This is a genomic window from Streptococcus infantis, assembly GCF_047463315.1.
Taxonomy (GTDB): Bacteria; Bacillota; Bacilli; order Lactobacillales; family Streptococcaceae; genus Streptococcus; species Streptococcus infantis_AB.
On sequence record NZ_JASHEB010000007.1, the window covers coordinates 46,616 to 69,222 of the forward strand.

The 22,607-nt window shown below is 41.4% G+C and carries 19 protein-coding genes; 16 read left to right on the forward strand and 3 right to left on the reverse strand.

What is annotated here, in order from left to right:
• Positions 1–173: 173 nt before the first annotated feature.
• From QM857_RS08145 to QM857_RS08205, 13 genes are all read left to right on the forward strand, one after another.
• The gene (locus QM857_RS08145) at positions 174–1,271 is read left to right on the forward strand and encodes a nucleotidyltransferase (RefSeq protein ID WP_414275630.1); all 1,098 of its coding nucleotides are present in this window, start codon (positions 174–176) and stop codon (positions 1,269–1,271) included.
• Positions 1,272–1,488: 217 nt separating this feature from the next.
• On the forward strand, positions 1,489–3,102 hold the full coding sequence (locus QM857_RS08150; protein ID WP_414275631.1) for a ribonuclease Y: 1,614 nt from the start codon (positions 1,489–1,491) through the stop codon (positions 3,100–3,102).
• Positions 3,103–3,238: 136 nt separating this feature from the next.
• A complete protein-coding gene (gene gmk, locus QM857_RS08155) occupies positions 3,239–3,865 on the forward strand; it encodes a guanylate kinase (RefSeq protein WP_000775049.1) in 627 nt (208 codons plus the stop codon).
• Positions 3,866–3,889: 24 nt separating this feature from the next.
• Positions 3,890–4,204, forward strand: a complete 315-nt coding sequence (gene rpoZ / locus QM857_RS08160) for a DNA-directed RNA polymerase subunit omega (RefSeq protein WP_004251389.1) — start codon at positions 3,890–3,892, stop codon at positions 4,202–4,204.
• A 90-nt stretch (positions 4,205–4,294) separates the two neighbouring features.
• The gene (locus QM857_RS08165; RefSeq protein WP_414275670.1) at positions 4,295–6,691 is read left to right on the forward strand and encodes a primosomal protein N'; all 2,397 of its coding nucleotides are present in this window, start codon (positions 4,295–4,297) and stop codon (positions 6,689–6,691) included.
• 11 nt (positions 6,692–6,702) lie between these two features.
• Positions 6,703–7,638, forward strand: a complete 936-nt coding sequence (fmt, locus tag QM857_RS08170) for a methionyl-tRNA formyltransferase (protein WP_178894682.1) — start codon at positions 6,703–6,705, stop codon at positions 7,636–7,638.
• Positions 7,631–8,944 (forward strand): 16S rRNA (cytosine(967)-C(5))-methyltransferase RsmB, encoded by a 1,314-nt coding sequence (rsmB, locus tag QM857_RS08175; protein ID WP_414275633.1) that lies wholly within the window; start codon positions 7,631–7,633, stop codon positions 8,942–8,944. Before fmt ends, rsmB begins: the two co-directional genes overlap by 8 nt.
• Before the next feature lie 15 nt (positions 8,945–8,959).
• Positions 8,960–9,697, forward strand: a complete 738-nt coding sequence (locus QM857_RS08180; protein ID WP_178894684.1) for a Stp1/IreP family PP2C-type Ser/Thr phosphatase — start codon at positions 8,960–8,962, stop codon at positions 9,695–9,697.
• The gene (pknB, locus tag QM857_RS08185) at positions 9,694–11,544 is read left to right on the forward strand and encodes a Stk1 family PASTA domain-containing Ser/Thr kinase (protein ID WP_178894685.1); all 1,851 of its coding nucleotides are present in this window, start codon (positions 9,694–9,696) and stop codon (positions 11,542–11,544) included. The genes QM857_RS08180 and pknB overlap by 4 nt, the downstream gene beginning before the upstream one ends.
• 100 nt (positions 11,545–11,644) lie before the next feature.
• On the forward strand, positions 11,645–12,403 hold the full coding sequence (locus QM857_RS08190) for a threonine/serine exporter family protein (RefSeq protein ID WP_178894686.1): 759 nt from the start codon (positions 11,645–11,647) through the stop codon (positions 12,401–12,403).
• Between the two features lies 1 nt (position 12,404).
• The gene (locus QM857_RS08195; RefSeq protein WP_178894687.1) at positions 12,405–12,854 is read left to right on the forward strand and encodes a threonine/serine exporter family protein; all 450 of its coding nucleotides are present in this window, start codon (positions 12,405–12,407) and stop codon (positions 12,852–12,854) included.
• Between the two features lie 162 nt (positions 12,855–13,016).
• Positions 13,017–14,189 (forward strand): hydroxymethylglutaryl-CoA synthase, encoded by a 1,173-nt coding sequence (locus tag QM857_RS08200; protein WP_178894688.1) that lies wholly within the window; start codon positions 13,017–13,019, stop codon positions 14,187–14,189.
• Positions 14,189–15,463, forward strand: coding sequence for a hydroxymethylglutaryl-CoA reductase, degradative (locus QM857_RS08205; RefSeq protein ID WP_414275634.1), 1,275 nt, complete (start codon positions 14,189–14,191; stop codon positions 15,461–15,463). Before QM857_RS08200 ends, QM857_RS08205 begins: the two co-directional genes overlap by 1 nt.
• A 41-nt stretch (positions 15,464–15,504) precedes the next feature.
• Here QM857_RS08205 and QM857_RS08210 read toward each other — a convergent pair whose 3' ends face one another.
• Positions 15,505–16,470 (reverse strand): LacI family DNA-binding transcriptional regulator, encoded by a 966-nt coding sequence (locus QM857_RS08210; RefSeq protein WP_414275635.1) that lies wholly within the window; start codon positions 16,468–16,470, stop codon positions 15,505–15,507.
• Positions 16,451–17,905, reverse strand: coding sequence for a sucrose-6-phosphate hydrolase (locus QM857_RS08215; RefSeq protein ID WP_414275636.1), 1,455 nt, complete (start codon positions 17,903–17,905; stop codon positions 16,451–16,453). Before QM857_RS08215 ends, QM857_RS08210 begins: the two co-directional genes overlap by 20 nt.
• A gap of 125 nt (positions 17,906–18,030) precedes the next feature.
• On the opposite strand from QM857_RS08215, the gene QM857_RS08220 reads away from it, so the two are divergent.
• From QM857_RS08220 to scrK, 3 genes are all read left to right on the forward strand, one after another.
• Positions 18,031–18,189: a hypothetical protein gene (locus QM857_RS08220; RefSeq protein ID WP_414275637.1), complete on the forward strand. Its 159-nt coding sequence runs from the start codon at positions 18,031–18,033 to the stop codon at positions 18,187–18,189.
• An 81-nt stretch (positions 18,190–18,270) separates the two neighbouring features.
• Positions 18,271–20,166 carry a sucrose-specific PTS transporter subunit IIBC gene (locus QM857_RS08225; protein WP_006149910.1) on the forward strand — a complete coding sequence of 632 codons (1,896 nt, stop codon included), beginning with the start codon at positions 18,271–18,273 and terminating at the stop codon, positions 20,164–20,166.
• A gap of 140 nt (positions 20,167–20,306) precedes the next feature.
• Complete coding sequence (gene scrK / locus QM857_RS08230; RefSeq protein WP_414275638.1) at positions 20,307–21,194, forward strand: fructokinase ScrK; 888 nt, start codon at positions 20,307–20,309, stop codon at positions 21,192–21,194.
• A gap of 42 nt (positions 21,195–21,236) precedes the next feature.
• Here the strand turns inward: scrK and QM857_RS08235 are convergent, their stop codons facing one another.
• Positions 21,237–22,427, reverse strand: a complete 1,191-nt coding sequence (locus tag QM857_RS08235; RefSeq protein ID WP_414275639.1) for a cation diffusion facilitator family transporter — start codon at positions 22,425–22,427, stop codon at positions 21,237–21,239.
• Between the last annotated feature and the right edge of the window lie 180 nt (positions 22,428–22,607).

Below are 22,607 nucleotides of genomic sequence, written 5' to 3' on the forward strand. Positions count from 1 at the left end.
TTTGCCATGACTTTTATAGTGATAGTAGCGTATTTCATCACATTAGACAATTCGAAGACACCTAATATTCAGGTTGACGCATATGCTATTATTCCATTATTTATGGCTTCTTGTGTTACTGGATCAAAGGTTTTAATTTCATTAATAAAAATAGTGGGAGATGATGATAAAGTATGACCATTACAGGTATTATAGCGGAGTTCAATCCTTTTCATAATGGCCATAAATACCTGCTAAAACAGGCTAAAGGGTTGAAAATTGTGGCTATGTCTGGGAATTTCATACAACGAGGAGAGCCAGCTATCGTGGACAAGTGGACTCGGGCCCAGATGGCACTGGAGAATGGCGCAGACCTGGTAGTAGAATTGCCCTTTTTAGTCAGTGTACAAGCAGCGGATTTCTTTGGTCAAGGTGCTGTTGAACTCTTGGCTCGTTTGGGCATAGATACCCTTTCCTTTGGGACAGAGGAAGTTCTAGATTACCAGAAAATTGCTAACTTATATGCAGAGCGTGGTCAAGAGATGGAGAATTTTGTGGACAATCTACCTGATTCCCTCTCTTACCCTCAGAAAACGCAAGCTATGTGGAAGGAATTTGCAGGTCTTGATTTTTCAGGTGAAACGCCCAATCATGTTCTTGCTCTAGCCTATGCCAAGGCAGTTGCTGGGAGAGATATCAAACTTCATCCAATCAAGCGTCAGGGGGCAGGGTATCATTCGGTGGACAAGGATGTGGACTTTGCTTCGGCGACAGCCCTCCGTCAGCATCAATCAGACTCAGATTTCTTAGAACGCTTTATGCCTTCTGTTACTATTTTTGAGCAGGCGAGTAAGGTGAGTTGGGATAACTATTTTCCCTTGCTCCGCTATCAAATCTTGTCAAATCCAGATTTAAGTACTATTTATCAGGTCAATCAAGAGATGGCTGTGCGTATTAAGGAAGCCATCAAAATAGCAAAATCTATTGAGGAATTGGTTGAGTTAGTGGCTACCAAACGCTACACCAAGGCGCGTGTGCGACGCCTCTTGACCTATATCTTGGTGCAGGCTAGAGAAAGTGACTTGTCAGAAGGCATTCACGTCCTTGGTTTTACCGAAAAAGGCAGACAACATCTTAAAGATTTGAAAGATCAAGTCCAGCTAGTTAGCCGAATTGGCAAAGAACCTTGGGATGCTATGACTCAAAAGGCAGACCAAATCTATCAACTGGGACACCCTAGTATAGCAGAACAAAATTTTGGTCGAGTGCCAATAAGAATTGAAACAAACTAAGTCTACTTTGAGGTGGGCTTATTTCTTATTTTTTGCAAAAAAATTCTTTTAAAAAATAGTTAGGTTTAAGAAGCTTATTTTACAAAGGAAAATGAAGATAATGCTCCTAAAAATAACTATAACAACTTCCATTTAAGGTTTGTTAAAAATATTTTTTTGTGGTAAAATGTATAAGAATGTATGTCATTCAGATAAACAAATAAATTGAGGTAAAAACATGGAAATTATGGCAATTGTTATAGTTGTTTTTGCCGTCATCATTGGTTTAGTCATTGGATATGTCAGCATCTCAGTCAAGATGAAATCATCACAAGAGGCTGCAGAGTTGATGCTTTTAAATGCTGAACAAGAAGCAACTAATTTACGAGGACAAGCTGAGCGCGAAGCGGATTTATTACTAAATGAAGCCAAGAGCGAAAGCAAATCCCTTAAAAAAGAAGCACTATTGGAGGCTAAAGAAGAAGCCAGAAAATACCGCGAAGAAGTGGACGCTGAATTTAAGTCGGAGCGTCAGGAACTCAAGCAAATCGAAAGTCGTTTGACGGAGAGAGCTACGAGCCTTGACCGTAAAGACGATAATTTGACGAACAAAGAAAAAACACTTGAACAAAAAGAACAAAGTATTTCTGATAGAGCAAAAAACCTTGATGCACGTGAAGAGCAACTAGAGGAAATTGAAAAGCAAAAGCAAGCTGAACTAGAGCGTGTCGGAAGTCTTACACAGTCAGAGGCAAAAGATATTATCTTAGCCCAGACAGAAGAAAACTTGACCAAGGAAATTGCTAGCCGCATTCGTGAGGCTGAGCAAGAAGTCAAAGAACGTTCAGATAAACTTGCTAAGGACATCTTGTCCCAAGCGATGCAGAGAATTGCTGGTGAGTATGTAGCTGAGTCTACCAACTCGACAGTTCATCTGCCTGATGATACCATGAAAGGTCGCATCATTGGTCGTGAAGGCCGTAATATTCGAACCTTTGAAAGTTTGACAGGGGTTGATGTTATCATTGATGATACTCCAGAAGTGGTAACCTTGTCAGGTTTTGATCCTATCCGCCGTGAGATTGCCCGTATGACGATGGAAACCTTGCTCAAGGATGGACGTATTCACCCAGCTCGTATCGAAGAGTTGGTTGAGAAAAACCGTCAAGAAATTGATAACCGTATTCGTGAATATGGTGAAGCTGCAGCCTACGAAATTGGGGCGCCGAACCTTCACCCTGACTTGATGAAGATTATGGGTCGCCTGCAGTTCCGTACGTCATACGGACAAAATGTCTTGCGTCACTCAATCGAAGTGGCTAAGTTAGCTGGTATCATGGCTAGCGAACTTGGTGAAAATGCAGCTCTTGCCCGCCGTGCAGGATTCCTTCACGATATTGGTAAAGCCATTGACCGTGAGGTAGAAGGTAGCCACGTTGAGATTGGTACTGAATTAGCTCGCAAGTACAAAGAGCATCCAGTTGTGATTAACACGATTGCTAGTCACCACGGAGATGTAGAGCCTGAAAGTGTGATTGCAGTTCTCGTTGCTGCAGCGGACGCCTTGAGCGCAGCCCGTCCAGGAGCTCGTAGCGAATCACTTGAAAGCTACATCAAACGTCTCCATGATTTAGAAGAAATCGCTAATAGCTTTGAAGGAGTTCAAAATAGCTTTGCCCTTCAAGCAGGTCGTGAAATCCGAATCATGGTAAATCCAGGTCAAATCAAGGACGACAAGGTCACAATCTTAGCTCATAAAGTTCGTGAGAAAATCGAAAGCAATCTCGATTACCCAGGAAATATCAAGGTAACCGTGATTCGTGAACTTCGTGCAGTTGATTATGCAAAATAAATAAGAAAGAGCAGTTGAAAAATTACTGCTTTTTTGTTACACTAGATAGAAAGATTGTAGTAAGCAGAAATGCCTTCACAAAGAGAATTCTGAATGAATTTCCAAAGCATTTCACAAACTATCCAAAGGAGACATCATGGCAGACCGTGGCTTACTAATCGTTTTTTCAGGTCCTTCAGGAGTTGGAAAAGGAACGGTTAGACGAGAAATTTTTGAGAGTTCTGAAAACCAATTCCAATATTCTGTATCTATGACAACACGGGCTCAACGTCCAGGTGAAGTAGACGGAGTTGACTATTTCTTCCGTACGCGTGAAGAATTTGAAGAATTGATCCGTCAAGGACAGATGTTAGAGTATGCAGAGTATGTAGGCAACTACTACGGAACTCCTCTGACCTATGTCAATGAAACCCTTGATAAGGGGATTGACGTCTTCCTTGAAATTGAAGTGCAGGGAGCTCTTCAGGTCAAGAAAAAAGTTCCAGATGCAGTCTTTATCTTTTTGACACCACCAGATTTGGAAGAATTGCAAGATCGTCTCGTAGGTCGTGGTACAGATAGCGCAGAAGTGATCGCCCAACGTATCGAGAAAGCTAAAGAAGAAATTGCTTTGATGCGTGAGTATGACTATGCTATTGTCAATGATCATGTTCCTCTTGCCGCAGAACGTGTCAAACGTGTGATTGAAGCAGAACATTTCCGCGTCGATCGTGTCATCGGTCACTACCAGGATATGCTACCAAAGTCTCCAACTATTCGATAAACTATAGAAAACAGGTACAAACAAATGATGCTTAAACCCTCTATTGATACCTTGCTTGACAAGGTACCATCAAAATATTCACTCGTAATCTTGGAAGCAAAACGTGCTCACGAATTAGAAGCTGGAGCAACTCCAACACAAGAATTCAAATCTGAAAAATCTACACTTCGTGCCTTGGAAGAAATTGAATCAGGGAATGTAACCATCCACCCAGATCCAGAAGGAAAACGCGAAGCTGTTCGTCGTCGTATCGAAGAAGAAAGACGATTGAGAGAAGAAGAAGAAAAGAAAATCAAAGAGCAAATCGCGAAAGAAAAAGAAGAAGGTGAAAAAATTTAAGGTTGGGGGGACTCAATCTTATTTTTTCTATTGCAAGAATACTCAATCAATTGAAACGATTTAAGAAGAGAAGGAGGTGAGGATATGGCTATTGCTATTGCAAAAATCATTGTGGATGTTCCCTTGATGCAGACGGACCAACCATACAGTTATAAGGTCCCTGAGGAATTTGTAGACATGCTGGAAGTTGGTATGCGGGTTCATGTGCCTTTTGGGAAGGCCAATCGCTTGATTCAGGGAATTGTTCTTGGAATGGAACAAGAATCTGATGTAGATGTGGCAGATGAGGACTTGAAAGAAATTGCTGAGGTGCTGGACTTTTCTCCTGTCTTAACGGAGGAACAACTCTGGCTGGCCGAAGAACTACGTAAGTCAGTTTTTTCATACAAGATTTCTATTCTAAAAGCTATGCTTCCAGGATTTTTGAATTCTAGCTATGATAAAATCCTCTATCCTCTGGAAGGCTTGAGTCAGGAGGACAAGGAGCGTTTATTCGGTTCGCAAGAGTCCTTAGCATTTTCATCTCTAGACTTAGAAAAGCAGGCCGAGATGATGCGATTGACTCGCAAAGGACTTTTGAAGTTAGAGTATCAGGCTATAGACCAGAAGAAGGTCAAAACACAGTCTTGGATTCAAGTGAATCTTGACAAATTAGAAAAGCTAGAAATCTCAAACCGTGCCAAGAAGAAATTGGAACTGCGAGATTATTTAGTAGCACATCCAGAAAGTACTCCTTTGGCTACTTTGTTAGAACATTACTCACGGGAACAAGTTAACTTCTTTGTGGAACAGGGTGCTTTGACGATTCTTCAAAAAGAAGTTCAACGTTCAGCTGCCTACTTTGAAGGAATCGAGTCAAATCAAGCCTTAGAGTTAAACCCAGAGCAAAAACAAGCCTGTGAGGCGGTTGTTGGAGCGATTGGAAAGAAACATCCTCCATTTCTTCTTCAAGGAATTACAGGAAGTGGGAAAACTGAGGTTTACTTGCAGATTATCCAAGGTGCCTTGGATATGGGAAAAACAGCGATTGTTCTAGTTCCAGAGATCTCTCTGACACCTCAAATGACAGAGCGCTTTATTGCTCGGTTTGGTGAGCAAGTTGCCATTCTCCACTCAGGCTTGTCCAACGGTGAAAAGTATGATGAGTGGCGCAAGGTGGAGCGTGGAGATGCTCAGGTAGTTGTTGGGGCCAGGTCTGCTATTTTTGCACCTTTGAAAAATCTAGGTGTTATCATTATCGATGAAGAGCACGAGGCTAGCTACAAGCAAGACAGCAATCCTCGTTATCATGCTAGAGATGTGGCTCTTTTACGTGCCAAGTACAATCAAGCTGCCCTAGTCCTTGGTTCTGCAACACCGAGTCTAGAAAGTCGTGCGCGTGCTGGTAAGGGTGTTTATCAACATCTACGTTTGACTCAACGGGCCAATCCTTTAGCAAGTATTCCTGAGGTTCAACTCATTGACTTCCGTGATTACATCGGGCAGAATGAAACATCAAACTTTACACCACCACTGATTGAGGCCATTCAAGATCGACTGGATAAAAAAGAGCAGGTTGTTCTCATGCTCAATCGTCGTGGTTATTCTAGCTTTGTCATGTGCCGAGAATGTGGGATCGTGGATACTTGTCCCAACTGCGATATTTCCTTGACGCTACACATGGATACTAAAACCATGAACTGCCATTATTGTGGATTTTCTAAGGAAATTCCTCATGTCTGTCCAAACTGTCAGAGTCGTAGCATTCGCTATTATGGAACAGGGACTCAAAAGGCCTATGATGAGCTAGCGGAACTCTTTCCAGAGGTACGTATTCTACGCATGGATGTGGATACAACTCGTAAAAAGGGTAGTCACCAAGCTTTACTTGAGCAGTTTGGCAAAGGGGAGGCAGATATCCTGTTGGGAACCCAGATGATTGCCAAGGGTTTGGATTTTCCTAATGTAACCTTGGTTGGTGTTCTCAATGCAGATACAGCCTTGAATCTGCCTGATTTTCGTTCTTCTGAGAGAACCTTCCAACTCTTGACCCAGGTGGCAGGTCGCGCCGGTCGTGCTGAAAAGGCAGGTCAGGTCTTGATTCAGTCCTATAATCCACAACACTATGCCATTCGATTCGCCAAGGATCAGGATTACGAAGGTTTTTATGCCTATGAAATGGGCATCAGACGTCAGTTGGGTTATCCACCTTATTATTTCACTATTGGAATCACCTTATCTCATAAAAAAGAAGAAGAGGTTCTTAGACGTGCTTATCAAGTCATGGATATTTTGCGGTCAGGTTTATCGGATGCTTGTATCATCCTTGGACCAACACCAAAACCTATCGCTCGCACTCATAACCTCTATCATTACCAAATTTTGATTAAATATCGTTTAGAAGATGAGTTGGCCTCGACCCTTAATCAGGTTTTGGCTCTAACTCAAGAACGTGAAAATAGCGAACTTCGTCTCAGTATTGACCACGAACCGCAACAATTTTTATAGAAGGAGAGAAGATGACAAAACTAATCTTTATGGGAACGCCCGAGTTTTCGGCAACCGTTTTGAAGGGGCTTTTGTCAGATGACCGCTACGAGATTGTAGCTGTTGTAACTCAGCCAGATCGTGCTGTCGGACGTAAAAAAGTCATCCAAGAAACCCCAGTAAAACAAGCAGCTAAAGAAGCAGGGCTTCCTATCTACCAACCAGAAAAATTATCAGGTAGTCCAGAAATGGAAGCTATCATGAACTTGGGTGCTGATGGAATTGTGACTGCAGCTTTTGGACAATTTCTCCCAAGTAAACTCCTTGATAGCATGGATTTTGCGGTCAACGTTCATGCTTCGCTTCTTCCAAAACACCGTGGTGGTGCTCCTATTCATTATGCCTTGATTCAGGGTGATGAAGAGGCAGGAGTAACCATTATGGAAATGGTCAAGGAAATGGATGCAGGAGACATGATTTCTCGTCGTAGCATTCCCATTACCGATGAGGACAATGTTGGAACATTGTTTGAAAAATTGGCCATTGTCGGCCGTGATTTGCTTTTGGATACTCTACCAGCTTATATAGCTGGTGAAATTCAGCCAGAACCACAAAATCCAAGTCAGGTTACATTCTCACCAAATATCAAACCTGAGGAAGAAAAGTTGGATTGGAACAAGACCAACCGTCAACTCTTTAACCAAATCCGTGGGATGAATCCATGGCCTGTTGCTCATACTTTCCTCAAGGGAGATCGTTTTAAGATTTATGAAGCCCTGCCAGTAGAAGGTCAAGGAAATCCGGGTGAAATTCTCTCCATCGGTAAGAAGGAGTTGATCGTTGCAACAGCAGAAGGAGCTCTATCTCTCAAACAGGTTCAACCAGCAGGAAAACCTAAGATGGACATTGCTTCCTTCCTTAACGGTGTGGGACGAACTTTAGCAGTAGGAGAACGATTTGGTGACTAAAGTAGAAACGGCTAGAAGTGTAGCCTTGAATGTACTTGAGGACGTTCTTGTCAATCAAGCATACTCCAATATCGCCTTAAATAAACACCTTAAGGGAAGTCAACTGTCAGTAGCAGATAAGGGGTTGGTGACAGAACTTGTTTATGGAACCGTAGCTCGTAAACTAACTTTAGAATGGTATTTGTCTCACTTTATTGAGGATAGAGACAAGCTAGACAGCTGGCTCTATGTTTTGCTTCTCATGAGCGTCTATCAACTCCAATACTTGGATAAGCTTCCTGATCATGCAGTGGTCAATGAAGCGGTAGAAATTGCAAAACTTCGTAAAAAGGGTAGCGAAAAACTAGTCAATGCTGTTTTGCGCCGTATTTTGCGTGAGGGTTTGCCTGATATTGACAGTATCAAGCGTAAGAACAAGCGTGATTCTATCGCCTACTCTTTGCCAGTTTGGTTGATTTCTAAGCTCAAGGAAGAGTATGGCGAAGAGCGAGCGCAAGCGATTTTTGAAAGTCTTTTACAACGTAACAAAGCCAGTATCCGTGTGACAGATTTGAGTCGCAAAGAGGAAATTAAAACTTTACTTGATGCCAGTGATTCGATTCTGTCAGCTGCTGGTTTGGTCAAGGAGCAAGGGCATTTTGCTAGTCATGATTTGTTTACTGAAGGGGCTATTACTATTCAGGATGAGTCTAGTCAGTTGGTTGCGCCAACACTAGATTTACAAGGAGATGAGCAGGTTTTAGATGCTTGTGCAGCTCCTGGCGGAAAGACAGCCCATATGGCGTCTTATCTAATGACAGGTCAGGTAACGGCTCTGGATCTCTACGACCATAAACTCACTTTGATTCAAGAGAATGCCCAGCGTTTAGGTGTAGAGGACCGTGTTCAAACGCAAAAACTGGACGCTCGAAAAGTGCATGAGTTTTTTGGCAAGGATCAATTTGATAAGATTTTAGTCGATGCCCCGTGCTCAGGGATAGGACTTTTACGTCGAAAACCAGATATCAAATACAACAAAGACACTGCTGATTTCACGTCATTACAGGAAATTCAGTTGGAAATATTAGGTAGTGTTTGTCAAACGCTACGTAAAGGTGGTATAATAACTTATAGTACCTGCACTATTGTCTCTGAAGAGAACTTTCAAGTTGTTCAAGCGTTTTTAGAAAGTCATCCAGAGTTCGAGCAGGTTAAACTAGAACACGAATGCAAGGATATCCTGAAAGATGGCTGCATCCTCATTACTCCAGAGTTGTATGGGAGTGATGGATTCTTTATCAGCCAATTTCGCAAGATATCCGATTAGGAAGGAACTGACACAATGGAGATTTCATTATTAACAGATGTTGGTCAGAAACGTACAAATAATCAAGACTATGTTAATCACTTTGTCAACCGTGCCGGTCACACAATGATTATCTTGGCTGACGGGATGGGAGGACACCGAGCTGGTAATATTGCTAGTGAGATGGCAGTAACAGATTTGGGTGTAGCCTGGGTTGATACTCACATCGATACCGTGAATGAAGTTCGTGAATGGTTTGCTGAACATCTAGAGATTGAAAATCAAAAGATTTACCAATTAGGTCGAGATGAAGCATATAAGGGGATGGGTACTACTCTAGAAGCCCTTGCAATCATTGATAATCAAGCTATCTATGCTCATATTGGCGATTCCCGTATCGGATTGGTTCGTGGTGAAGAATACCATCAATTAACGAGTGACCATTCTTTGGTGAATGAATTGCTCAAGGCAGGTCAATTAACACCTGAAGAAGCTGAAGCACATCCACAAAAGAATATCATCACCCAGTCTATCGGACAAAAAGATGAAATTCAACCTGATTTAGGAATTGTAAGCTTGGAACCAGGGGACTATATCGTTATGAACAGTGATGGTCTCACGAATATGATTTCAGGAAGTGAAATCTATGACATCGTGACAAGTGATATTTCACTTGAAGACAAGGCGGCAACCTTAGTACGTTTTGCAAACAATGCCGGAGGGCTTGATAACATTACTGTTGCCTTGATTGCGATTGAGGAGGAATCAGAATGATCCAGATCGGCAAGATATTTGCCGGACGATATCGGATTATCAAACAAATTGGCCGCGGAGGGATGGCAGATGTCTACCTGGCCAAAGATTTGATTCTGGATGGGGAAGAAGTTGCTGTAAAGGTTCTGAGAACCAACTATCAGACAGATCCTATCGCTGTTGCACGTTTTCAGCGTGAAGCGCGTGCGATGGCAGACTTAGATCATCCTCATATCGTTCGAATTACGGATATCGGTGAAGAAGACGGTCAGCAGTACCTAGCTATGGAATATGTAGCGGGTCTTGACCTCAAACGCTATATCAAAGAACACTATCCTCTCTCTAACGAGGAAGCTGTTCGTATCATGGGGCAGATTCTCTTAGCTATGCGTTTGGCACATGCAAAGGGAATTGTTCACCGTGATTTGAAACCTCAAAATATTCTCTTGACTCCTGATGGCACTGCAAAAGTTACAGACTTTGGGATTGCGGTGGCCTTTGCAGAAACAAGTTTGACACAGACCAACTCTATGTTAGGTTCTGTTCACTATCTATCACCTGAACAGGCGCGTGGTTCAAAGGCGACCATACAGAGTGATATTTATGCCATGGGGATTATTTTCTTTGAAATGTTGACAGGTCATATTCCTTATGATGGCGATAGTGCTGTTACCATTGCACTTCAGCATTTCCAAAAACCACTTCCTTCTGTCATTGCAGAAAACCCATCAGTGCCACAATCCTTGGAAAACGTGGTTATAAAAGCGACAGCTAAAAAGTTAACAGACCGTTACCAAACTGTCTCAGAGATGTATGTTGATTTATTGAGCAGTCTTTCTTATAACCGTCGCAATGAACCAAAGCTAGTATTTGAAGACACAAGTAAAGTTGATACAAAAACTTTACCGAAAATCTCACAGTCTACTTTAACAGGGATTCCTAAAGTGCAACCGAAGGAAGAGAGTCATCAGAGCCAAAAGCCGACCCAAAAGGCAACTAATAAAGAAACCGTTGCAAAACCAGTCAAGAAACGTCGTTTCAAAGCAAGATATTTTGTGCTTTTAGCTAGTTTTATACTTGTTATGGCTTCTCTATTTTGGATTGTATCGAAAACACCAGCAACTGTGGAAATTCCAAAAGTTGCAGGACAAACTGTAGCAGAAGCCAAGGAAAATCTTAAAAAAGCTAATTTTGAAATTGGCGAGGAAAAGACTGAAGCTAGTGATACTGTCGAAGAAGGTCGAGTTATCCGAACAGATCCAGATGCTGGCTCGGCACGAAAAGAAGGAACAAAAGTTAATCTTATTATCTCTTCAGGTCAGCAATCGTTTAAGATTGGAAATTATATTGGACGTAAATCTACGGACGTCATTGCAGAATTGAAAGGTAAAAAAGTTCCTGAAAATCTCATCAAGATTGTAGAAGAGGAATCAAGTGAAACAGAGGCGGGCCTTGTTATGAGACAGAGTCTGCCAGAAGGAACCACTTATGATCTTAGTAAGGCGACAGAGATTACCTTGACAGTAGCCAAGAAGGTAACTAGCGTTCCTATGCCAAGTTACATTGGATCAAGTCTTGAATTTACCAAGAATAACTTAATTCAGATAGTAGGTGTAAAAGAGGCTAATATTGAAGTGGTAGAGGTCTCTACAGCACCAGAGGGAACTGCTGAGGAAACTGTAGTCAGTCAAAGTCCAAAACCAGGTGAAGGTGTGGATCTGAATACTACTCGTATCAAGATTTCTATCTATAAACCGAAAATAACAACAACAAATCCTACAGTAAGCAATCCTAGTCGTGCAGAAACATCTCCACAGATTAGAGAACCACAGGCTAATCAAAACACTACAACGTCAGATTTGCATTGAGGGGGATAACTAGTCAATCTTTGTCGCAGTTTTTGTGACAAAGATTTTTTTTCCTTCAAATTTATGATAAAATAGTAAGGAGTTTAAAAAGGAGGGGAACATGGACGAATCAAAAAAACTGAATGCAGTCATTGATGTCATTATGTTAGCAGGAACAATTCTGCTTCGCAATGGATCAGAAATCTATCGTGTCGAAGACACCATGATTCGAATCGCTCATTCACAAGGCATCATGGATTGTAATGTTTTGGCCATGCCTGCAGCTATTTTTTTCTCCATTGAAAATACAAATATCTCTCGAATGAAACGAGTAACCTCCTCTGCTTATAATATTGAGAAGGTTTGTGATGTTAATCAGATTTCACGGCAGCTTGTATCAGGGCAGCTTGATTTGGAGACAGCCTTTATTCAACTCAAGCAATTAAATGCTAAGGCATCTCCCTACACCAATGTTCAGCTAACTGCTGCAGCGACCCTTAGTGCTCCCTTCTTCTCGATCATGTTCGGTGGGAATGCCTACGATGCCATTGGTGCAGGAGTAGCAACCATATTTGCTTTCACCTGTTCTCTTTACGTAGAAAAATTTATTCGTATTCCCTTTATGACAGCTTTTGCAGGTGCTCTTGTTTTTGGCTTGATTGCGCAATTTTGGGCGCGCTATTCTGGATTGCCTTCTACAGCTGATTTGGTCATTGCAGGTGCGGTTATGCCCTTTGTACCTGGAATTGCCCTGACTAATGCCGTTAGAGATATTATGACCAATCACATTAACTCTGGTATGAGCAAGATGTTTGAATCTTTGCTGGTTACCCTTGCCTTAGGGGCAGGCACCTCTGTCGCCCTCGTACTCATGAACTAATATGACTCTAACAACATTTTTATTGCAGGCTCTAGCTAGTCTGCTAGCAATTATCACTTTTTTAATCGTTTTAAATGTCCAGCGTTCCATGCTTATCCCTGGTGGAGTTTTGGGAATGTCAATCTGGCTCCTCTATCTAATACTCAAGGAGCCAACTAATGTCATTTTGGCAACCTTTATTGCTGCGGTGATTGGTTCTTGTGTTAGCCAGATTATGAGTATTCTCTACAAAACTCCAGCAGTGGTTTTTGCCCTAGCTATTCTGGCACCACTAGTGCCAGGTTATCTGTCCTATCGAACCACTTCCTTCTTCGTTACAGGTGACTACGGCCATGCCATTTCTAGTGCCATGTTAGTCATGATGTTGGCCCTTGTTATTTCAATAGGAATGGCAAGTGGGACAGTCATACTCAAGTTGTATTACTATCTCAAAAAGAATCGAGCTAGCTAAGACTCGATTTTTTCGTTGGTAGAGTGGCTGAAAGAACATGGATAGGAAGATGGAAATGAACTTGATTTGGGGAATCAAGTCTTTTTTCGCTCATTTGACCTCAATTATGATAAAATAGAGGTGGACGAATTTTTACAATGAATGATAAAAATAGAGGTAAATATGACAATCGGTATTGATAAGATTGGTTTTGCGACCAGTCAATACGTTTTGAAATTACAAGATTTAGCAGAAACCCGAGGAATTGATCCTGAAAAATTGAGTAAAGGACTCCTTTTAAAAGAATTGAGTATCGCTCCTTTAACAGAGGATATTGTTACCTTGGCTGCTAGTGCAGGGAATTCTATCCTGACTGAAGAAGAGAAGCAAGAGATTGATATGGTTATCGTAGCGACAGAGTCTGGGATTGACCAGAGTAAAGCTGCAGCTGTCTTTGTACACGGTTTGCTTGGAATTCAACCTTTTGCTCGTAGTTTTGAAATCAAGGAAGCTTGCTATGGTGCAACTGCGGCTCTTCACTATGCTAAGTTACATGTAGAAAATTCTCCTAAATCAAAGGTTCTGGTGCTTGCTAGTGATATTGCAAGATATGGTGTCGAAACTCCTGGAGAACCAACTCAAGGTGCAGGATGTGTTGCTATGTTAATTAGCCAAAATCCACGTGTGATGATTTTCAACAATGATAATGTTGCACAAACTCGTGATATCATGGATTTTTGGCGTCCAAACTATTCGACAACACCATTTGTAAATGGGGTTTACTCAACGCAACAATATCTTGATAGTTTAAAAACGACTTGGGAAGAGTATCAAAAGCGTTATGACTGTAATTTGAACGATTTTGAGGCTGTATGTTTCCACTTACCTTATCCGAAGCTAGCTCTCAAGGGTTTGAAGAAAATTCTCGACAAATCCTTGCCTCAAGAGAAGAAGGACTTGCTTCAAAAGCACTTTGATGAATCTATTATTTATAGCCAAAAAGTTGGGAATATTTATACAGGTTCACTCTTCTTAGGTCTCTTGTCTCTTCTTGAAAATTCTGATAGTCTTAAAGCAGGAGACAAGATTGCTCTCTATAGCTACGGAAGTGGTGCTGTATCTGAGTTCTTCAGTGTGGAATTGGTTGAAGGCTATGAAAAGCAATTGCAGAAAGGTCGTTTAGATTTGCTAGACCAACGCCAGTCTGTGAGTGTCGCTGATTATGAACGAATCTTCTTTGAGGAAGCAAACTTGGATGAGTCAGGTTCTGCAACCATGTCTGGCTATGAGGGACAGGACTATGCTCTGGTTGAGATTGTAGAACACCAACGTCGCTACAGCAAGGTTGAAAAATAATGAAAAAAAATTGGAATGGATTTGCTAAAAAATCAATTCAAGAGCGCCTTGAGTTCGTTAAGTCTCAGGCGCTTACTTCTATGGAAGCCCAAGAAAGTCTTGAGCAAAATGAAAATCTTAGTATAGCAGTTGCGAACCAACTGAGTGAAAATGTAGTGGGGACCTTCTCACTACCCTACTCAGTAGTGCCAGAAGTACTGGTAAACGGTCAAGAGTACACAGTTCCTTATGTGACCGAAGAGCCATCTGTTGTTGCTGCAGCTAGTTTTGCTAGTAAGATTATCAAACGTGCGGGTGGTTTTACTGCTCAGGTTCATCAACGCCAAATGATTGGTCAGGTAGCTCTTTATCAGGTTCCAGATAGGGATAAAGCATGTCAGGCTATTTTGAGTCAGAAAGCAGAGCTACTCGAACAAGCAAACCAAGCCTATCCATCTATTGTCAAACGTGGTGGTGGAGCCAGAGAGCTAACAGTTGAGAAAATTTCTGGTGAGGCTGACTTTTTAGTGGTTTATCTTCATGTGGATACTCAGGAAGCCATGGGAGCTAATATGCTCAATACCATGCTTGAAGCTTTAAAACCTAGCTTAGAGGCTTTAAGTCAAGGGCAAAGTTTAATGGGCATTCTATCCAACTATGCCACGGATTCTCTAGTAACTGCAACTTGTCGGATTGCCTTTCGTTATTTGAGTCGCCAGAAGGATGAAGCGCGTGAACTAGCTGAAAAAATGGTTTTAGCCAGCCAGTTTGCTCAAGCAGATCCTTATCGAGCAGCAACCCATAACAAAGGTATCTTCAACGGAATCGATGCTCTCTTGATTGCAACAGGAAATGATTGGCGTGCCATCGAAGCAGGAGCGCATGCCTATGCGAGTCATGATGGTGCTTATCGAGGTCTCAGTCGTTGGACGATGGATTTGGAAACAGAAGAGCTAATAGGAGAGCTGACTATGCCGATGCCAGTTGCTACCAAGGGTGGATCAATTGGTCTTAATCCTCGTGTAGTTCTCAGCCATGAGTTGCTAGGTCATCCATCAGCTAAGGAATTGGCTCAAATTATCGTGTCAATTGGTCTTGCACAAAACTTTGCAGCTCTTAAAGCTCTTGTCAGCACAGGAATTCAGCATGGACACATGAAACTTCAAGCGAAGTCACTAGCCCTCCTAGCAGGAGCCACAGAGGCTGAAGTGCCTAAGTTGGTAGAAAGCTTGATTGCTGAAAAAACCTTTAACTTAGAAAAAGCCCAAATACTCTTGAAAAAATTTAGATCATAAGAAAAAACTCAGACAAATTCAGTCTGAGTTTTTTCTTATGCTTAAATACTTTTACCTGGTAAGAGACTAACTGGCAAGAAATAACCAGTGGTAGCAACCTCTTTGCCTTCAATTTTTTGCAGTAGCAAATCAACTGTCAGGCGAGCAATTTCTTCCATAGGTTGTTTAATGGTAGTGAGGTGAGGGTAGAAATTCTCAATGAAATAAGTCCCATCATAGCCGATCACCTTTAGCTGGTCAGGCACAGAGATTCCAAGCTCCTGAGCAATCTTAATAACCAAAATAGCAGTCAAATCATCAGAGGCGAAAATCGCATCTGGTTTTTGTTTGGTCAGGATATTTTTAATTTCCATTTCCTTACGAAGGGGTGAAAAATCACTGGAAACATTGATAATAGGAGCCTTTGGCAAGATTGAAGCAAAACCAGCATGACGAAGTCCAGTTGGTGAATTGGAGTTGTCATTTCCTGTAATCATGATAATAGATTTGGCTCCAGTTTTAGCCAGAGTCTGAGCGGCTAGGACACCACCAGCATAGTTGTCAGAAGAAACGACAGGTATGTCTGGTGATAGGTTACGGTCAAATGAAATGATCGGAGCGGTTACGCGATTGTAATCCTCAATCCCAAGGTTATGACTTCCCGAAATGATGCCGTCCACCTGGTTGGCTTCTAGCATTTCGATGTATTCGCGTTCTTTTTCCGAATCGTGTTCACTATTACAGATGATGGTCTTGTAACCTTTTTTGAAGAGTTCGTGTTCCAATTTATCAATCAATTCAGCATAGAAAACATGGCTGATTTTTGGGAAAATCAAACCGATTAACTTGGCTGATTTTCCTTGAAGACTTCGAGCTAAGTTATTGGGTTTATAGCCCAGCTCACGCATAGCATCATTAACCTTTTGAATGGTTTTTTCTGAAAGATAACCCTTTTTATTGATGACACGTGAAACAGTAGTAGGGCTGACGCCAGCTAATTTTGCGACATCAGTTAGTTTTGCGACCATATTCTAATTCGTAGTATGTTCCAGTTGGGTTTCCAGATTTAATGAGAATTCCATTTTGATCTGCATGCGGGAATACACGACCAGAAAATACTTTTTCTCCTTTATTAATGAAAATTTCAAAGACTGAATTATCGATGAAGATATTTACAGTAGTAGCTTGCTTGTCAATAGGACATGAGCGAGTAGTTCCAAATTCTTGAGCGTATTGCTCACCTGCTTGACTGCGGTCGACGGTTACTTGACCATTGACAAGGTCAAAATTGATAGAGAGTCCCTTGCCGTCTTTATCAGCAAGAAGGATGATTTCACTTTGACTATTAGCCTCTAAGTTCAGTTCAAGTTCGTAGGTGTTCTTAGTTTCAGAACGATTTGAAAATTCCTCTTCTGAAGCTCGGAGGTCCTGGATAGCAGCTACAGGATACTGATAGAGTTTGCCATCTTTAATGGTAAGTTCTTTGACTAATGAAAAAGTTCCTTGGTGGTCAAAACGGTCAGATGGGTAAGAAACATCTGGTAAACCAAGCCAACTTACTGTTAAGGCACGTCCATCAGGAGCATTGAAGGCCTGAGTGGCATATGCTTCGAAACCATAGTCTAGATTGTGTAGTTCAGACACATCTACCATACGTGCATTTTCAGGATCGAAGGAAGCACCAATTTTATACATATTTGGATAGATATTGTCATAGTCAAGAACTTTTTTATCCAAACCTTGTGGACAGTAGAGAAGGACAGGTTGTTCTCCGACAAAGACAAGATTTGGGCACTCCATCATATAGGCAGTACGGTCATTGTTGAAGTCCAAATCACCAATTTCTTTCCAGTTTGTATAATCATTATCGACAGCTTTGTAGAGACGGACAAATCCTTTTTTCTCCAAGTCTTGTCCACCAACGATTGCGTAATATTGTCCTTTAAAGTTAAAAATCTGTGGATCGCGGAAGTGGTCAGTAGAGTCTGCTGGCTGGTCAATCAAGATCTTGTCAATCTTTGTAATCTTTCCATCCTTATCCATCAAAGCACCAATTTGGTAAGGGTGACGGATCCAGTTTTCATCACGGACATTTCCTGTATAAAATAGGAACAAGTTATCGCCAAACTGCATAGCAGATCCAGAGTAAGCACCGTGGCTATCCAGAGGAGTATCAGGTAATATTTTTACACCTGTTTCAGTAAAGTGAACCAAGTCGTCGCTTTCAAGCTGAACCCAAGATTTCAAACCGTGAGCTGCACCAAAGGGGAAATTTTGGTAAAAAACAACCCATTTGCCATCAAAATAAGAAAAGCCATTTGGATCATTAAGGAGTCCTTCTTTTGGCTCAATGTGATAGTTGACGTGCCATGGGGATTGTGCCATCTTTTCTTGGATTTCTTTTCTTTCTTCTTGTGTCCAATCTTCATAGCGTCTATAACGACGCTCGGTAGTCCATTCCATTTATATTCCCTCCATAAATTCTACTATCTTTATAGTAAACGTTTCCTTATAAAAAAGCAAGTCTTTTATCATAAAATTAAGAAAAAAATGTCAAACGATTGACAGATAATTAGGAACCCGTTTTTATGAAAATTAATGAAAATATGAAAGTTTTTGAAAAAATACACATAAAAACACGTAGGAGCAGGCACTTTTTAGAGAGATTTATTAAGAAAGTAGCAAAAACTATCAAAAATTTTAACAATCAAAAAACTTTTTCTGCAAAACGCTTGACATATTTTTGAAAGATGATAAAATAATACTCGTAGGGCGAGTAAAATCGCTTTCAAATAAGAACAAAATTTTTTATAAGGAGATTTTTGCAAATGACGAATACAGAAATTGCAAAAAAAGTCATCGAAGCCTTAGGTGGACGTGAGAACGTTAACAGTGTTGCGCACTGTGCGACTCGCCTTCGCGTTATGGTTAAAGATGAAGCGAAAATTAACAAAGATGCTATCGAGAGCTTGGAAAAAGTTCAAGGTGCTTTCTTTAACTCAGGTCAATACCAAATCATCTTTGGTACTGGTACAGTAAACAAGATGTACGATGAAGTCGTAGCCCTTGGTTTGCCAACTTCAACAAAAGCTGAAATGAAAGCAGAAGCTGCTAAACAAGGAAATTGGTTCCAACGTGCCATCCGTACTTTCGGTGACGTCTTCGTTCCAATCATTCCAGTTATCGTGGCAACTGGTCTCTTCATGGGTGTTCGTGGTCTCTTGACTGCTCTTGGAATGACACTTCCAGAAGATGTGACAACTTATACTCAGATCTTGACAGACACTGCCTTTATTATCTTGCCAGGTTTGGTTGTTTGGTCAACTTTCCGTGTATTCGGTGGTAACCCAGCTGTTGGTATCGTTCTTGGTATGATGCTCGTTTCTGGTTCACTTCCAAATGCCTGGGCTGTTGCGTCTGGTGGTGAAGTAACTGCAATGCAGTTCTTCGGATTTATCCCAGTTGTAGGTTTGCAAGGTTCAGTTCTTCCAGCCTTCATCATCGGGGTTGTCGGAGCTAAGTTTGAAAAAGCAGTTCGTAAGGTTGTTCCAGATGTACTTGACCTCTTGGTAACACCGTTTGTAACACTCCTTGTAATGTCAATCCTTGGATTGTTTGTTATCGGACCAGTCTTCCACGTTGTTGAAAACTACATTCTCATTGGAACAAAAGCTATTCTTAACTTGCCATTCGGACTTGGTGGTTTCTTGATTGGTGGAGTTCACCAATTAATCGTCGTATCAGGTGTTCACCACATCTTCAACTTGCTTGAAGTTCAATTGCTTGCTGCTGACCATGTTAACCCATTCAACGCTATCATTACTGCAGCTATGACTGCTCAAGGTGCTGCGACAGTAGCCGTTGGTGTGAAAACTAAAAATCCTAAACTTAAAACACTTGCTTTCCCAGCTGCTCTTTCTGCCTTCCTAGGTATTACTGAGCCTGCTATCTTCGGGGTTAACTTGCGTTTCCGTAAACCATTCTTCCTTTCATTGATTGCTGGTGCAATCGGTGGTGGATTGGCATCTATCCTTGGACTTGCTGGTACTGGTAATGGTATCACAATCATCCCTGGTACAATGCTTTACATTGGTAACGGACAACTTCTACAATACCTTCTTATGGTAGCTGTATCATTTGCACTTGGTTTCGCTCTTACTTACATGTTTGGTTATGAAGATGAAGTAGAAGAAGCTGCAGGTGCTATTACTGAAGCTGAAACAGATCGTTTGACTGAAGAAGCAGTTACTGGTGCTGTTGTTGCACCGAGCGAAGGTGTTATTCAAACACCAATCGTTGGTGATGTCGTTGCTCTTTCAAATGTGAATGATCCAGTCTTCTCAAGTGGAGCTATGGGGCAAGGTATCGCTGTAAAACCTAGTGAAGATGTTGTCTATGCACCAGCTGATGCTGAAGTGACAATCGTCTTCCCAACAGGGCATGCTTATGGTTTGAGAACAGCTAACGGTGCTGAAATCTTAATTCACGTTGGTATCGATACTGTTTCAATGAACGGTGAAGGCTTCAACCATAAAGTTGCCCAAGGTGACAAGGTTAAAGCTGGAGATGTTCTTGGAACATTTGACTCAGCTAAGATTGCTGCTGCAGGTCTTGATAACACAACAATGGTTATCGTAACAAACACTGCAGACTTTGCTTCAGTAAATCCAGTTGCTTCTGGATCAGTTGCTAAGGGAGATGCAATCATCGAAGTTAAAGCTTAATAAATCAAAAAAACGAACAAATGTCATGTTTGTTCGTTTTTGCTTGAATGGTAAAATTTACAGAGGAAAATCTAAAATATTGAGCAATTTTCAGTCTGGAAATATGCTATAATAAAGAAAATAAATACAAGAGGTTTATCATGACAAAACTATACGGAAGTTTGGAAGCAGGCGGTACAAAATTTGTCTGTGCTGTCGGAGATGAAAACTATAACGTTGTAGAAAAGGTACAATTTCCTACAACAACACCTATTGAAACAATCGATAAAACCATCGAGTTCTTCTCAAAATTCGACAATCTTGCAGGACTTGCCATTGGTTCATTTGGTCCAATCGATATCGATAAAAACTCAAAAACTTACGGATTTATCACAACAACTCCAAAACCTAACTGGGCAAATGTCGACTTGCTTGGTGCTCTTCGTCGCGCTCTAAACGTGCCTATGTATTTCACAACAGACGTAAATAGTTCTGCATACGGTGAAGTGGTTGCTCGTAATAATGCCGGCGGTCGTATCGAAAACTTGGTTTATTACACTATCGGTACAGGTATCGGTGCAGGTGTTATCCAACGTGGCGAGTTTATTGGCGGTGTTGGTCACCCTGAGATGGGTCACTATTATGTGGCTAGACACCCAATGGATATTGAAAAAGAATTTAATGGTGTTTGTCCTTTCCATAATGGATGTTTGGAAGGTTATGCAGCTGGTCCAAGTTTGGAAGCTCGTACAGGTGTTCGTGGGGAAAACATTGAACTCAACAACTCTGTTTGGGATGTTCAAGCCTACTACATTGCTCAAGCCGCAGTGAATGCGACTGTAACTTTCCGTCCAGATGTCATCGTCTTTGGTGGTGGGGTTATGGCTCAACAACATATGCTTGATCGTGTGCGTGAGAAATTCACAGCTCTTCTCAATGGTTATCTACCAGTCCCAGATGTGCGTGACTATATCGTAACACCAGCTGTTGCAGGTAATGGTTCAGCTACACTTGGGAATTTCGTTCTTGCTAAGAGCATTGCAAAATAAGAATATAAAAAACTCCCAACTGAGAAAGTTGGGAGTTTTGCTTTAGTCTTTTTCTATTTTTGTTTCCTGATGGAAAATATTTTGCCAAGTTTCGTGGCGACGCCAGATACTGGTATGAATGGTATCGCCGACTTGATAGCGGATGAGTTTAGTCTTTTGACTGATAGAAGTTAAATGAAGCTCCTTGATAGCAGAGGTTAATTCTTTTTCAGCCTTATAGGCATCCTTGTCCAGTTCTTGTCCGTCCTGGCGGATATAAATGAAGTCTTCTGCAAGTAACTCTTCCAGTTGATTTCCTTGGTCGATTAGTTGCTCTCTCATGAGCAATTTTTTATAGACATTATCTAGAATTTCATCCTCAGGGATTGGTGCTGGTTCGATATGAATGTCTGTATCAAAGACACCAAAGCGTTCTGATAACATGGATTCGACCTGGTCTGCAATTTCGTGACTTTCAAAAACAGAGAGGTCTGGGTTCATCTCAAGTGTGATGTCCAGATAAATATTGCTTCCGTAGGTACGCCCCCGTTGTGATTTGACCTTGCTAATCTTAGGAATTTCCATGATAGCTTTTTGATAATCTTCTAGCAAGTGTTCATCAAAACCATCAGAAAGGCTGAAGGACGACTCGATAAAGATATCATAAGCAGTTTTAAGAATAAAGAAGGTAATGATAATTGCGACCAACTTATCCACGATTGGATAGTTGAAGCTACTAGCCAGGATAGCAATAGAAGTTCCAAGAGATGTCACGGCATCTGACAGATTGTCCTTAGCTGCAGCCTTGAGGGCCTTGGACTTAGACTGCTTACTCAGATGGGTATTGTAGAGATAAACTGCAAACATGATGATAGCAGAGATGACTCCCAGAGTCGCCCCAAGTGGGTCAATGACCGTTTGTTCTCGGCTGAGTATTTTTTGGATGGTATCCCGTAGAACATCAAATCCAACGTAAAACATGATGATGGAAGTGATGAGACTTGCCAAATCCTCTATTTTCCAGTGACCGAAGCGATGATCTCTATCTGCCGGTTGGCGAGCCAAACGAATCCCGATGAGAAGGGCCACGTTTCCAACAATATCTGAAACGTTGTTAAAACCATCTGCCACCAAACTGGATGAATGGAGGAGGTGTCCGGTCGCTAGCTTAGCTGCAGACAAGAATAGATAGGTCAAGATGCTGATAATGGCACCACGCTCAGCTAATTTTAAGTTTGAAACCGATTGATTCATCTAACTCCCCTTCTAGCATTTTAGTATTCTTTCATTATACTGGTTTTCCAAGGAAAATTCAAATGTGGGAAGTAAGTTAAATACACCTCAAAACTTGAAAACTTTTGAATTTCTGATATAATAGAACTACTCAAGGGAGTAGCTGGCGGTTAACCGCGATAGTGTCGTCATTACGAATTA

Coding starts and splice junctions, on each gene's coding strand:
- fmt (WP_178894682.1), top strand. CDS start 6,703: ATGACAAAACTAATCTTTATGGGAACGCCCGAGTTTTCGGCAACCGTT.
- QM857_RS08195 (WP_178894687.1), top strand. CDS start 12,405: ATGACTCTAACAACATTTTTATTGCAGGCTCTAGCTAGTCTGCTAGCA.
- rpoZ (WP_004251389.1), top strand. CDS start 3,890: ATGATGCTTAAACCCTCTATTGATACCTTGCTTGACAAGGTACCATCA.
- QM857_RS08225 (WP_006149910.1), top strand. CDS start 18,271: ATGACGAATACAGAAATTGCAAAAAAAGTCATCGAAGCCTTAGGTGGA.
- QM857_RS08210 (WP_414275635.1), bottom strand. CDS start 16,470: ATGGTCGCAAAACTAACTGATGTCGCAAAATTAGCTGGCGTCAGCCCT.
- QM857_RS08150 (WP_414275631.1), top strand. CDS start 1,489: ATGGAAATTATGGCAATTGTTATAGTTGTTTTTGCCGTCATCATTGGT.
- scrK (WP_414275638.1), top strand. CDS start 20,307: ATGACAAAACTATACGGAAGTTTGGAAGCAGGCGGTACAAAATTTGTC.
- QM857_RS08220 (WP_414275637.1), top strand. CDS start 18,031: ATGAAAATTAATGAAAATATGAAAGTTTTTGAAAAAATACACATAAAA.
- QM857_RS08200 (WP_178894688.1), top strand. CDS start 13,017: ATGACAATCGGTATTGATAAGATTGGTTTTGCGACCAGTCAATACGTT.
- QM857_RS08235 (WP_414275639.1), bottom strand. CDS start 22,427: ATGAATCAATCGGTTTCAAACTTAAAATTAGCTGAGCGTGGTGCCATT.
- QM857_RS08205 (WP_414275634.1), top strand. CDS start 14,189: ATGAAAAAAAATTGGAATGGATTTGCTAAAAAATCAATTCAAGAGCGC.
- QM857_RS08215 (WP_414275636.1), bottom strand. CDS start 17,905: ATGGAATGGACTACCGAGCGTCGTTATAGACGCTATGAAGATTGGACA.
- QM857_RS08180 (WP_178894684.1), top strand. CDS start 8,960: ATGGAGATTTCATTATTAACAGATGTTGGTCAGAAACGTACAAATAAT.
- gmk (WP_000775049.1), top strand. CDS start 3,239: ATGGCAGACCGTGGCTTACTAATCGTTTTTTCAGGTCCTTCAGGAGTT.
- QM857_RS08190 (WP_178894686.1), top strand. CDS start 11,645: ATGGACGAATCAAAAAAACTGAATGCAGTCATTGATGTCATTATGTTA.
- pknB (WP_178894685.1), top strand. CDS start 9,694: ATGATCCAGATCGGCAAGATATTTGCCGGACGATATCGGATTATCAAA.
- QM857_RS08145 (WP_414275630.1), top strand. CDS start 174: ATGACCATTACAGGTATTATAGCGGAGTTCAATCCTTTTCATAATGGC.